Origin of the sequence: Clostridioides sp. ZZV14-6009 (assembly GCF_020658095.1) — a bacterium.
In the GTDB taxonomy this organism is placed as follows: Bacteria; Bacillota; Clostridia; order Peptostreptococcales; family Peptostreptococcaceae; genus Clostridioides.
Genome location: NZ_JAGWDG010000016.1, coordinates 59,939 through 73,908 on the forward strand (window position 1 = coordinate 59,939; position 13,970 = coordinate 73,908).

The 13,970-nt window shown below is 28.7% G+C and carries 13 protein-coding genes; 4 read left to right on the forward strand and 9 right to left on the reverse strand.

The annotated features are described in order from the left end of the window. Positions 1-5: 5 nt before the first annotated feature. From KGF36_RS16535 to KGF36_RS16570, 8 genes are all read right to left on the reverse strand, one after another. Positions 6-1,709 carry a methyl-accepting chemotaxis protein gene (locus KGF36_RS16535; RefSeq protein ID WP_227829993.1) on the reverse strand — a complete coding sequence of 568 codons (1,704 nt, stop codon included), beginning with the start codon at positions 1,707-1,709 and terminating at the stop codon, positions 6-8. 41 nt (positions 1,710-1,750) lie between these two features. Further along, positions 1,751-2,710, reverse strand: coding sequence for a diguanylate cyclase (locus tag KGF36_RS16540; protein WP_227829994.1), 960 nt, complete (start codon positions 2,708-2,710; stop codon positions 1,751-1,753). Positions 2,711-2,845: 135 nt separating this feature from the next. Continuing rightward, positions 2,846-3,364 (reverse strand): chemotaxis protein CheW, encoded by a 519-nt coding sequence (locus KGF36_RS16545; RefSeq protein ID WP_227829995.1) that lies wholly within the window; start codon positions 3,362-3,364, stop codon positions 2,846-2,848. A 41-nt stretch (positions 3,365-3,405) separates the two neighbouring features. Continuing rightward, complete coding sequence (locus KGF36_RS16550; RefSeq protein ID WP_227842761.1) at positions 3,406-3,891, reverse strand: chemotaxis protein CheD; 486 nt, start codon at positions 3,889-3,891, stop codon at positions 3,406-3,408. Continuing rightward, positions 3,888-4,535, reverse strand: coding sequence for a chemotaxis protein CheC (locus KGF36_RS20530; protein WP_413926889.1), 648 nt, complete (start codon positions 4,533-4,535; stop codon positions 3,888-3,890). Before KGF36_RS20530 ends, KGF36_RS16550 begins: the two co-directional genes overlap by 4 nt. A 34-nt stretch (positions 4,536-4,569) precedes the next feature. After that, positions 4,570-4,932, reverse strand: coding sequence for a response regulator (locus KGF36_RS16560; protein ID WP_227829997.1), 363 nt, complete (start codon positions 4,930-4,932; stop codon positions 4,570-4,572). 582 nt (positions 4,933-5,514) lie between these two features. Then, positions 5,515-6,015, reverse strand: a complete 501-nt coding sequence (locus KGF36_RS16565; protein WP_227829998.1) for a GyrI-like domain-containing protein — start codon at positions 6,013-6,015, stop codon at positions 5,515-5,517. 127 nt (positions 6,016-6,142) lie between these two features. Continuing rightward, positions 6,143-7,054, reverse strand: coding sequence for a helix-turn-helix transcriptional regulator (locus tag KGF36_RS16570; protein WP_227829999.1), 912 nt, complete (start codon positions 7,052-7,054; stop codon positions 6,143-6,145). Between the two features lie 414 nt (positions 7,055-7,468). Here KGF36_RS16570 and KGF36_RS16575 point away from each other — a divergent pair, with 414 nt between their 5' ends. From KGF36_RS16575 to KGF36_RS16585, 3 genes are read left to right on the forward strand one after another with little or no spacing between them, the layout of a single operon-like run. Continuing rightward, positions 7,469-8,320 (forward strand): DUF3100 domain-containing protein, encoded by an 852-nt coding sequence (locus KGF36_RS16575; protein WP_227830000.1) that lies wholly within the window; start codon positions 7,469-7,471, stop codon positions 8,318-8,320. Between the two features lie 3 nt (positions 8,321-8,323). Then, positions 8,324-8,794, forward strand: a complete 471-nt coding sequence (locus KGF36_RS16580) for a hypothetical protein (protein ID WP_227830001.1) — start codon at positions 8,324-8,326, stop codon at positions 8,792-8,794. A 12-nt stretch (positions 8,795-8,806) separates the two neighbouring features. Next, entirely contained in the window at positions 8,807-10,117 is a 1,311-nt protein-coding gene (locus KGF36_RS16585) for a M20 family metallopeptidase (RefSeq protein ID WP_227830002.1), read from the forward strand. A gap of 371 nt (positions 10,118-10,488) precedes the next feature. On the opposite strand, the gene KGF36_RS16590 is transcribed toward KGF36_RS16585, so the two are convergent. After that, a complete protein-coding gene (locus tag KGF36_RS16590) occupies positions 10,489-11,550 on the reverse strand; it encodes a GGDEF domain-containing protein (protein ID WP_227830004.1) in 1,062 nt (353 codons plus the stop codon). Between the two features lie 851 nt (positions 11,551-12,401). Here KGF36_RS16590 and KGF36_RS16595 point away from each other — a divergent pair. Next, positions 12,402-13,943 (forward strand): AbgT family transporter, encoded by a 1,542-nt coding sequence (locus tag KGF36_RS16595; protein ID WP_227830005.1) that lies wholly within the window; start codon positions 12,402-12,404, stop codon positions 13,941-13,943. Positions 13,944-13,970: the final 27 nt, after the last annotated feature.

The following is a 13,970-nucleotide window of genomic DNA, read 5'->3' on the forward strand; positions in this document are numbered from 1 at the left end:
ATAATCTAAATCCACGATGATTTTCTTATCTCACTTTCTTTTAGATGAAATTTTTCTACTAATTCTTTTAAAATTTGCGCCTGAGCAGACATTTCTTCTGAAGCTGCAGCACTTTCCTCTGCTGTTGCAGAGTTCATTTGAACTACTATTGAAATTTGCTCTATTCCAGATAAAATCTGTGTAATTGCTATCTCTTGACTATGTACAGATGAAGAAATTCCATTAATATAATTAGTAGTTTTTTCTACATCATTTACAACTAAGTCTAATGCTTTTGCAGTTTCTTCTGCAATTTTGACACCATTTTCCACTGTTTTAATAGCTTCTTCTATAAGAATTGCTGTGTTTTGAGCTGCTTTAGCACTTTTTCCAGCCAAAGACCTAACTTCATCTGCAACAACTGCAAATCCTCTACCATATTGACCTGCTCTTGCTGCTTCAACAGCTGCGTTTAATGCAAGAATATTAGTTTGAAAAGCTATCTCATCTATAGTTTTGATTATCTTTGATATTTCATTTGATTTTTCACTTATTTCCCCCATTGATGTCATCATATCATCCATACATCTACTTCCAAAACCAACTTGTAGTGCTGATTGGTCAGATACTTCACATGCAAGACTAGCACTATCTGCACATTGCTTAATTCCATCAGATATTTCATTAATTGTAGAGGCTAATTCTTCTACTGAACTAGCTTGTTCAGTAGCACCCTGTGAAAGAGCTTGTGCGCCTGCTGATACTTGTTCTGATGCACTTGCAACTTGCTCAGCTGATAGATTTATTTCATAGAAATCATCATTAAAAGAATTTATTATACTTTCTAATGATGTTTTGATTGATTTAAAATCTCCTATAAATTCTTGTTCTATGTCTATTCTTAAATCCCCTTTTGCGATACTAGTCAATGTACTATCTATAAGGTCTATATAATTTAACAACATATCTTGCATCTTTTTAACAGAACTTACTAACATTCCTATTTCAGATTTACTTTCTTCAACATCTATGCTTGTTCTTAAATCACCAGATGCAATTCTTGAAAAGTGTTTTTCTACTTTATTAATAGGAATTACTATCTTTAGTTTTATTACTGTATATTCTATCATTGTTAATATGATTAATAGTGAGAGTATAAATATCGTTCTTAGTATCAAACTTTGTAATTCTTTTTTGACTTCCACAATTTCAGCATTTGAACGAGTAACTACATCCTCTTGAAATTCATCTATTAAAGAATCCATTTTTTCTTGAGATTCTACATATTCCCTACTAAAAATTATGCTTTGAGCTAAGCTCTTGTCATTACTTTCAACTGCATTTATAGCACTTTGTTCTTTTGGTACCAAAGAATCAGATATCTCTTTAGCTTCCAAAATTTTATTTGACTCAGTCTTTGTAAGACCAATTTTTTCAAGTTTATTTAAAGCGGATTCTCTTGTTTTTCCATATAGCTCTTTTTCATAGACATCCTTATTCTTTTTTTCACCTGTAAAAACGTATCTTCTTAACATGTCACAAACTTCTCCAGTTGTGTCTTTTATATACTGACTTTGATTTCTCAAATTGTTCATGTCATTGATACTTTTTTCCACTTTCTCAAATGCTCTATAAGATGAAATTGAAGAAAAAATTCCTGCCATAACGGCTAGTACTATAACAATTAGCAATACTATTGCCAATTTGGAAAGCTTTACTTCTCTTTTCATATCTATACTCCTTTATAAAGTAAGTTTATCAAGATATCAATCTATATCTTCTGTAGTCCATTCATTGTACTTACTACACTGCAATCTTTTCCTAGATTTTTACCCTCATACATTGCCTTATCTGCTAGGGATATATTTTCTTCTAATGATATAGTTGAGTTTACCTCTACTACTCCTAATGTAATAGTACATTTTATTTCATTTCCTTTATAGTTAAATTCAAATTCCTTTATTTCTTTGCGAATTCTCTCTGAAAGCATTTTTGCTCCTTCTATTGAAGTATTAGTGAGCATTATCAAAAATTCTTCTCCACCCCATCTTGATACAGTATCAATTTGTCTACAATTCTTTTTAATTATACTTGAGATTACTGTTAGCACAAAATCTCCTGCTTCATGACCATAAGTATCATTAATAACTTTAAAATCGTCAATATCTCCAAGAATAAGAGACACTGTTTCATGACTATATCTATTAATTTTTCTTTGTTCCATAAGCTGATTAATTATATGACGTCTATTATAAAGACCTGTAAGATAATCTCTTACAACTAATCTATTTAATTTTTCAAGAGAAGATTCCAGCTCATCATTTATTTTTCTTAATTTATCTTTAGATTTTTTAACTTCAATGTGAGCCATAACACGAGCTTTTAGTTCTGTCATACTAAAAGGTTTTACCATATAGTCTATCGCTCCTACTCCAAAACCCTTTACTATATCTGTGTCTGTATTTTTTGAAGTTATAAAAACTATAGGTATGTCTTCTGTACGAATATTAGATTTCATTTCTCTACATAATTCAAATCCAGAGTTGTCTGGTAAAATTATATCAAGCAGAATAATATCTGGTGTAAACTCTTTAATACACTCTTTTGCTTCTATTGCATTAAAGGCTTTTATGACTTTAAAATTATCTTTTGTAAGTGTTTTATCTATTAAATCGCACATTAGAACACTATCATCAACGACTAAAATTGTTCCTTGTTGCTTATTTTCCATATCCAAACCTCTCTTAAACATAATATATTCAAATTCTTATAATTTAAAATTCTTATACTTAATAATTATACCACTATAGTTCCAAATGTTCCCATTATAATATAATTACAATGCCACTATAATTATATATATGTGTTACATGATAGTGCAATTGTATTTACAAAGCAATTCATCTATTAAAAGTTCTTCTTCATCTGTCAAAAGCTTCTCCAAATCTAACAAGGCAATTATTTGATTGTCTATCTCTCCAATACCGCTTACAAAATAATCTGAATATTCAAGAGTAACCCTTGGTGGAGGTGATATTTGATTTTCTTCTAAACCTATTATCTCCTCAACTTTATCAACTACAAATCCAACTACTAAACTTTCCAGCTCAACTATTACTATATATACATAATCAGTAGTATTTAAATTATTTTTCCTCAGTCTTAAATGCATATCTATTATTGGGATAATTTTTCCCCTTAAATTTATTATTCCTTTTGAATGGGTTGGGAGTTCTGGAATAAATATGATTTCCTGATTCCCAACAATCTCTATGACTTTTTCAAGTTCAATCCCAAAGTTCTGTTCATCTACTTTAAATTTTAGGTACTTAATCCCCTCATCGACTAACTCATAACCTAAATATGGGTCATCTGGAAATCTCATTTAATACCTCCCCCTTAAACATATTCTACATAAAAATATAGCTATATTTTCTTTTTTCCTTTATTTATTGAGTCTACAATTAAATCCCCTGTCTCAGTATAAAAGCGTATTGTTCTTCCATAATTCATTCCTGTATCTTCTGCTATTATAGGAATGTTTAAGCTTAAAAGAGTTTTTTTTACTGCTTCAACATTCCTATAGCCTATGCTTGCAATTGATGAATTACTATTTCCTAAAAACATCTGGGCTCCTCCAGCTATTTTTGCTTTTATATATGTCCTATTTGCACCTATATGCTCCATAGACTTAATAAGTTCATTTATTCCTGTGTCAGCAAATTTACATTTATTTTCAATATGAATAGCATCTTTACTATATGGCAACATAACATGTAACATTCCACCAATTCCCGCTATTTTATCTATCAAGCATACTCCTACACAAGAGCCAAGTGCATAAGTAACCAAAACATTTGGTTTATACACTATTTTCATATCTGCAATATTTACTATTATCTCTCTACTCATACTGCTAATCCCAATCTTACTAATATTTCTTTAAGCGAGTCCATTTCTGGAATCATCAATATGTGGCTAATAAAATAATTATCGCTATTTTTAAATTTATTTTCTATAAATAAAATTTTGTCCCCAACATCAGAAAATCTTATCATAGGTACATTTAACACAGCTCCAACCATATCAATACACATATCTGGAACTGAAATACTTATGTTCATATTTAGCATAGATGCAATAGCATTTACATAAGAACTTGCCATAATATTTCCTATTTCTTTGATTGCAGAAATTTCAATACCTGTAATTTCGTCTAAGAAAGCTTCATCTTTATTAAAAAGAGAGTTAAGCATAAGTTGAGTGATTGATTCATCCAGCAAAAACATAAACATCCCATTAATATCGCCCTTCATATCAAGTAAAATGCATACAACCTTGTTTTCTGGACCTCCAAGTAAATTTGTAGCTTCACTATATTCAAGTATCTTGACCATAGGTATTAATACTTCTATCTTACTATTTATCATGGATGCAAGTGCAGTAATTGCATTCCCAGAGCCTATATTACCAATTTCTCTAAGAGCATCTATATGGACATCATCAAGTTGTGAATAATTTATAATATAAACCCCTCCCTCTATTGTTACATTTATGTATTTTTACTATATAAAGGTGTATTTACAGCCTTTATTTTAAGGCATTATTTACAACTTTAATCAATGTTTCTGTTTTAAATGGCTTTACTATAAAATCTAATGCTCCAAGCTTTACAGCTTCCACAATCATATTTTCTTGCCCTATTGCAGAACACATCACCACTTTAGCATTTGAATCCAACATTTTTATTTCCTTTAATACCTCTAGACCATCTTTTTTAGGCATTGTAATATCAAGTAGTGTCAAATCAGGCATTTCATCTTTAAACATATTATAAGCTTCTTCTCCATCACTTGCTTCTACTAAATTATCGTAACCACTTTTACTCAGAGCTTCTTTAATCATCATTCTCATAAAAATAGCATCATCTACTATTAAAATTTTATTTTCCATAAAACTAACTCCTCCATACTTGTAACAATAAATGCTATTATTTTTCAGTCATTGTCTATACTTACTGACTTACTTTCCCTACATAATAAATACATTTCATCTATAAATAAAAGTACATATTCATGCTATATTATATTCAACTTTATTAATACAGTTTATCAATTAAAAAACTTATATCTCTATTGTAATATATGTTTGGCATTTTGACGAGTTATTAAAAACATAATCATATAAAAACGTAAAAAGTTGTCAAAAAACCAATTATATAGAAATATAATAAATTGAAAATATTTGTATAATATACATGTATTATCGGCTGAATTATAATTAAATTTATAGCCTATTATAATTAATAAATTCTTACATATTGCTAAAGGTAGATTTAAATTATGAACAAAATATTGATTAGAGATGATGATAGAGAACTTTGTGAACTACTCAAAAATTATGTAATTAAAGAAAATATAATATTATCACTTTTAAAGATAAAATAAAAATTGGGAGTGTATAATACACTCCCTCATGATTATCAACTTATTTATCCCTATAATAAGTTTTATCTATTAAAATTTATCAATGAATTTATCTTATTCCAATGTAAATATGAACTTCTTGCTTATTCATATCATATGTATTATTTTGATATTCTTCAAAATCACTTATATAAGTTCTATCAAAATCCATTTTCCAAAACTCAAACCAGAATTCTCCTACTGACTTTTGTATATCTCCTGTTATAGTGAATTTTGCATATTTACCACCTGGTATAACTTTACTTATAACAAACTCTCCACAAATATCTTTTTCATTAAATTCACTTAGATTGTTATCCTTATCATCTTCACTATTTACTTCACAACATGCTACAAAGTTATATGGATTTGTAAAATCACCTTGATAGTCTGTATATAAACCTATTGTTTTATCATTTTTTTTACCTTTTATAGCATTATAGATACCTTTCCCCATAAAGTTTTTCCATAATTCACCTATGTCTTTTACTGCTTGCCCATTGTTATTTGTAGTTTCTTTTGATACACCTACTACTATTTTTTCACTTATATGTACTATTTCATAATCCATACTTTATACCTCACTTTAGCTTTATTGATTGCTTTTGATTATATGTTTATTTGATTTAATTATAATTTATAAAATACGACATCTATATGTCATATATTTTAATATAATTAAATTTAGTAATAGTAACTTATAAGGAATACATATTAAACATCTCTTTCAATCTATTTATAACATTATCTCTAATGAATTTAGGTTCAAGTACTTCAACACTATCTCCAAAAGATAAGATATATCCATAAATCCACTCTCCAATTGGGAATTCTGCAATTACATCATACGTATTATCTTCATTTTTAGTTATTAAATCATTGTTAAAATCATCAAAAACTCTATATAGCATCTTTTCTTTAAATCTTAGCCTTAGAGTTACAATATGTTCTTTAATTATTTTAGAGTCATCTAAACATGCCTCTTCAATCATCTTTCTTGAAAATAAGTCTTCTTTTACTACTAAGTTTTTCATTCTACTGATTCTAAATATTCTAAAATCGTCCTTTAATTTGCAAAACCCATACAAATACCAAGTCTTACTTTTATACATTAGCTTCATAGGTTCGACAGTTCTATTTGTCTGACTTGAAAAACTATTTACATAATCAAAATTTATAGTGTTGCGTCTTAAAATAGCATTTTTTATTTTTGTAAATTTATCATCCTCATTAAAATTACTTCCCCATTCAGTAAAATCTATTTCAATCCAGTTTGCAAAATTACTTTCTCCAAATATTGAACCAATTTTATCTACTACTGAATTTATTTCTGGATACTTTGTTGCTTGCAATGTTTGAAGTGCTATTATTAGACTCTCCTTATCTTCCTTTGACAATATAGTTTTGTCTATAGAATATTCTTCTATTAAAGATATTCCTCCTCCTTTGCCTTTAGTCATATATACTGGTACCCCTGACATAGACAGAGTTTCTATATCTCTATATATAGTTCTTGTAGAAACTTCAAACCTCTCAGCCAACGCTTTAGCAGTAACTAATTTTTTATTTAATAGTATTACTATTATTTCTGTTAATCTATTTATTTTCACCTATTATCACCCACTAAAATTATTATATATTATATTAAATTGCTTTTTTCTCGTATACTTTATAATTTATTAATTTTACTATTATATTATATATTTTAAAGCTTTTTATATTTTATTCCTACAATATTTAAGCAAATTTTTAATAAATAAATTTATATGCTACTATTTTGAAGTTATGTAATATTTTAGATATTTTTTCGTTGACAATGTTAAATTTTTGATTTATCCTTAATTAAGGACATGTTATTGACATTTCTGAAACTTATTTGAAAAACAATTTTACTATATAATTCTATGTAATTTAGTTTTATTATATAATTCTATGTAACTTAGGAAAACGTATTATATTTAAGAAAGCGTATTTTCTATTTCAAATTCAAATAAGTACAATATTTATTTTTTAGGGAGGCAATCATGGAAATTAATAAAAAACACTTTATTCAAGTCTTTTTAACTTGCTTAATCTTAGTAGTAATATGTGAATTTATAGGACAAAGAACCTTAGCTATTGGTTCAGCTTCTATAATACTATTTCCAATGCTTTATGCAGTTATAATCGGACTTATAATAACACCTGACTTATTGGGAAAAAAAATTAAAGCACTTAAAAAAGTTATTGGAGAAAAAGAAATCAATATTGCTGGTGAAGTTGTTGGAATTGCACTAGTAATGCTTGGTATAAAATATGGGACTACTGTTGGTCCAAACATCGATAAGATAATTCAAGCTGGACCTGCATTTCTTGCTCAAGAATTTGGTCACATACTTGCACCAATAGTTGCATTACCTCTTGCATTAATGTTTGGTATGAAAAGAGAAGCTATTGGAGCTACTGCAAGTATAAGCCGTGAACCTTCTTTAGGAGTTATATCTGAAAAATATGGAATAAATTCTCCAGAAGGTAGTGGCGTACTTGGTACATATTTAATGGGTACAGTTCTTGGTACTATATATTTTAGTGTGTTAGGCTCAGTGTCAATTTATAGTGGCCTTCATCCATATGCTTTAGGAATGGCTTGTGGTGTCGGTAGTGGAAGTATGATGACCGCAGCTGCTGGTTCACTTTCTACCATGGTACCTCCAGAAATGGCAGATACAATACTTGCCTATGCAGCAACAAGTAATATGATGTCTAGTATAACAGGAATTATATTCTTGGTCTTTGTATCTTTACCATTTACTAACTTTATGTACAAAATTTTAGAACCTAAATTTTCAAGAAGTAAAAAGGCTGAAGAAACAAAAACTACAAAAGGAGAGTGCTAATAAATGTTTGCTAATTTAGATTTAAAGAAAAGTTCATATCAATTATTGGTTATGTCTATTATTGGAGTTATAATTCTTATAGGGCAAAGAATTAGTGTTGGTACATCTATAGTAACAGCTTTTCCTGGAATGGTAATGTTAATATTAGCTGCTATGGCTGCTATGATTATAAAGGATTTATTTCCTAAATCAATATTTCCTGCTTTTGGATTTGCAACTATAATAGGTCTTTTACTTAGTATGCCATATAGTCCAACATCTGAAGTATTCTTAACTAGCACTAATAATATTAATTTTATGGCTATAACTACTCCTCTACTAGCTTTTGCAGGAATTTCTGTTGGAAACAAAATAGAAGCTTTAAAGGAAATGTCATGGAAAATAGTTATAATATCACTTGTTGTTTTTACAACTATATTCTTTGCATGTGCAAGTATAGCTCATATAGTTTTAAGTATTCAAGGTAAAATATAGGAGGAACTTATTATGAATAAAGAACAATTAAAATCTCTAGTAATAAAGACTATCGATGAAAACAAAGAAAAAATATTAGAAATAGGTCATGGAATCTACAAGAATCCAGAATATGGATATAAAGAGTATAAAACTACAGAAGCTGTTTCAAACTTTTTTGAACAAGAACTAAACTTATCTGTCGAAAAAAATATAGCTGTTACAGGATGTAAGGCAGATACAAATTCTGGTAAAGAAGGTCCTCATATATCTATACTTGGAGAATTAGATGGTATATCATGCAAAGAACATAAAGATTCTAATGAAATAGGTGCATCTCATACTTGTGGACATAATATACAAATAGCTGGAATGTTAGGTGCTGCTGTTGGTTTAGTAAAAAGTGGAGTTTTAGAACATTTAGATGGTAAAATATCTTTTATGGCTACTCCTGCTGAAGAATTTATTGAATTAGAATACAGAGAACAATTGAAAAAAGAAGGAAAAATAACTTACTTTGGTGGAAAACAAGAACTAATAAAAAGAGGTTATTTTGATGATATAGATATATCTATGATGTTTCACTCTTCAGATTTAGGAGAGGATAAGGCTTTAGTTGGCCCTGAAAGTAATGGCTTTGTCGGCAAAAAGGTTAAATTTATAGGAAAAGAATCTCATGCTGGTTCTGCTCCACATGATGGAATAAATGCTTTAAATGCAGCAATGCTTGCTATAAATAATGTAAATGCACTTAGAGAGACTTTTAAAGAATCTGAAAGAGTTAGATTTCATCCTATCATCACAAAAGGTGGAGATATAGTAAATGTTGTTCCTGCTGATGTTCATATGGAATCATATGTAAGAGCCAGAACTATAAATGGCATGATAGATGCTAATAAAAGAATAAATAAAGCATTAATGGCTGGTGGAATGGCGGTTGGAGCTGATGTTGAGATAACTGAAATTCCTGGGTATCTACCAATATTAAGATACAAAAACCTTGATAACCTATTTAAAAATAACCTTGAAGATTTAGGTTTAAAAGGAAAGATTATCGATGGTGGAGATTTCACTGGTTCATTTGATTTTGGAGATGTATCTCATATAATGCCTACCCTTCACCCTATGATTGGTGGTGTAAAAGGTGCTCTTCATACGAGAGATTTTGAAATAGTTGATGAAGACTTAGCTTACATAGTTCCTGCTAAGGCTATGGCACTTACAGTTGTAGACCTTCTTTTTGATAATGCTAAGGAGACTAAAGATATACTGGATGCCTTTACTCCAGTTATGACTAAAGAAGAATACTTAACATTCTTAGAAAAACACGACAAAACTTTATAGGTCTGTTAAAGATTGATTTATATAATATAAAAGGTGGTATATGTCATAGAGGCTCTACCATCTTTTCTTGTATTTCATTTTTTTATAGCATATAATTATTGTCTTGTTTTTTTGCAAATAGGTACTAATTGCAAAATTTATAAAGTTATGTTGAAGTATAATTGTAAGTGTGGTATGTTTTTTTAATAAAATAGAAACTTGTTTCCCCCACTAAAACAGGAATTTGAAAAGAGATGTTTTCTTATATCTGATGATAATCGTAAAGAAATTGAAGCAGAGCTATGTGGAAAAATCATAGATACACCAGGACATACCTCTGATTCAATTTCACTTCTACTCGATATAGATAGAAATCCTGATAAAATATTAAATCAGTTTATTCGATAACACCCTTTTCCTGCTTCCTTTGCTGCATAAAGAGCTTCATCTGCCTTACTATATAAATCTTCAAAATTAGTAATATTTTTATCACAGATTGAACATCCTAAACTAATATGAAATACATAATTATTCTGTGATAAATCTTCCATATTATTTAACGCATCAAATAATTTCTCAAAGTGCATTCTACACTTCTCCTCATTATTTAAATCCTTAGCGTAGATGGCAAATTCATCACCACCTAATCTTAAAACTACACTATCATAAAAAATATTCTTTATATTATCAGCTACAGCTTGTAAATAACGGTCACCTACAATATGACCATAAGAATCATTGATATATTTAAAATCATCTATATCGATAAGAATAAAGGCTCCATACTTTTTTTCGTCCATAAGCTGTTCAATCATTTCAACACCAGCACCTCGATTATATATACCTGTCAATAAATCAATTTCTGATTTAGTTCTATATTTAATGTAGTTTTCTACACTTTCGATACGGTCATTTAGAATAAAAAAGTTGACACCTACAGATAAAAAATAAAAAATAACTAAATCAACTAAATCCGCCATAAACATATTTATATCCTTTGCTATAAAGCAACAAATACCATAGATTATAGCAGTTCCTGTTATGTAGAGAATAATTCTCCACGGTTTATCCAATATGAATAAAGGAAGTACACATATAAAGACCATAATCGTGATTGATGGTTCTGTTTTATCTAGAAAAGTTCCCATCAAAATACCCATTATCATAGCTGGAGTTAATGCCAAATAAAAGATAAGTGTTATATACTGAGAATGTTTTTTTAAGTAAAATTTAGAAATAATATAAAGAATAAAAAAGTATCCAAGTATAATAAAAAACTCTATATTAAAAGTAACAACTTCTGATAAAATTAATCCAAATACAAACACCATAGCTGAAATAGTGAGTCCTAATAATGATAAACCACAGAAACTTCGATAATTTCTCAATCTAATTTCAGATTTATACAAATTCATCTTCTTTGCTTTAAAATTCTTTAATATTGTTTCTAACATCATACCCCCCTTGTACATTACACACTCTCATTCACGAATTATTTAATGCTTCTACAGTTCAACTACTGTTGATACACTTATAAATAAACTCTCACATTATTTATTAATTTAAAAAGTGATTTAACTATCATATAGTACTATTACTCATATTTTTTTATTTCGATATTAAAAACAATCCAATAATTTCCAATTATATAAATTGATTATATTTCCAATATATTTTTTATAAAAATATAATAATATTACTATCTAGTTTACAAAAACATATAAATAGCTTAATATTTTTAATTTTATTTTAATATCTCTTTACTTATTATCGAATATATTATAGCATTCTCATATACAAAAGTCATTAAAAAAGAGCTCCTACATAGGTTATATTCATCATAATATAAACTTGTGTATTTTACTATTTCTCTACCATTCTTTAATCTTTTATATTTTTCATATATTCTTATGACAATTTATCCTCTTACATATTATTTTTTAATTCTAACCCAAATACTCCACTTTAGCTGTTATAAAGTTTTGTATTTTATTAATTTATTCTTTTACTAACTTAATATTCCACTAGATTTTTATAAAACTTTGTTTTAAAATTAATTTTAAAGCGTATATATAATGTAGATAACTTAGACATAATTCGGTATCAATCTACTTAAAGCATATTTAATTAACACCACTCATCCAGAAAATTCAGAAAATTACATTGACATAGGAAAAAGTTTATTTTATACTTTTTTTAGGACACATTGTGGACACGTCTTAAATTGACAGTCATAATTTACATCATAAATTTGACCACAATACTCATTTTCAATATTATATTTTAAAAACATAGGGAGGATATTATGAATGATAACGTAGTTAAAAAGAAGAACTTTTTTGACAGAACATTGAACAGAATAGAAATTGTTGGTAACAAACTACCAGACCCAGTTACAATATTTTTAGGATTATGTGTACTTTTACTTATACTATCTAGCATAATCGGTTCTATGGGTATATCAGTAGTTCATCCTGGTACTGGTGAGACTATAACTGCTGTAAATTTATTAACTGTAGAACAACTTCAGATTTTATTAGGAAATATTGTTAGTAATTTTCAAGGCTTTGCACCTTTAGGTCTAGTTTTAGTTACTATGATAGGTGCTGGTGTTTGTGATAAAACTGGACTTATGACAGCAACAATAAAGGCATCAGTAAGCAAAATTCCTGAAACAAAAGTAACTCTTGTTGTAATGACTATAGGTATGCTTGCAAATATTGCATCAGATGCAGGTACAATACTATTCCCACCATTGGCTGCACTTGTATATCTTGGTGTTGGAAGACATCCACTTATAGGTTTATTTTCTGGATATGCCGCAGTCTGTCTAGGATTTGCAGCAAACATCATGATAAGTGTTAACGATATACTTGCTGCAAGCTTTACAGTACCAGCAGCTCAGATGATTGATTCTGGATTTGAAGCTAATGCAACAATGAACTTATTTTTTATGATAGCATCAACTTTTGTATTAATATTATTGGCAACTTGGGTAACAGAAAAAATTGTAGCTCCTAGATTTGGTAAATACGAGGGAAATGCAGAGTTAGATGTTGATGGTAGTCTTAGCGATGTAGAAAAAAAAGGACTTAAAAAAGCTGGTATAAGTATATTAATATATGTAGCAATTATAATAGCACTTAGTGTAATTGGTCAAAAACCATTCTTAGCAGACCCAGAAACAGGAGATTTATTATCAAATAATGCTCCTCTTATGAAAGGTATGGTACCTATAATAGCTTTAGCCTTTTTTATACCTGGTGTTGTATATGGAAAAACTATAGGTAAAATAAAAAAGGATAAAGATGTTGTCTCTATAATGGCTGGTGCAATGAGTGATATGGGCGGATATATAATACTAGCATTTGCTGCTTCACAGTTTTTGCAATTATTTACAAACAGTAATTTAGGTTTAATACTAGCTGTAAAAGGTGGAGAGTTTTTGAAATCAGCAGGAATAAATGGTCCTTTATTATTGATAGGATTTATTATATTATCGTGCTTTATAAATTTATTTATAGGAAGTGCATCTGCAAAGTGGGCTATACTTGCACCAATATTCGTACCAATGTTTATGATGGTTGGATACAATCCAGCACTTACACAAATGGCTTATCGTATAGGTGACTGTATAACAAATCCACTTAGCCCATTATTCCCATACTTCCCTATTATACTAGCATTTACAAGAAAGTATGATAAGGATGCGGGTATGGGGACTGTAATAGCTAATATGTTACCATACTCTATATCATTCTTGATAGTATGGACTATACTATTGATACTATTTATGGTGTTTAATATTCCATTAGGACCTGGAATATTCCCTTCTTATAGTATGTAATTTATTTAATTTTTTTCTAAAAGGAGA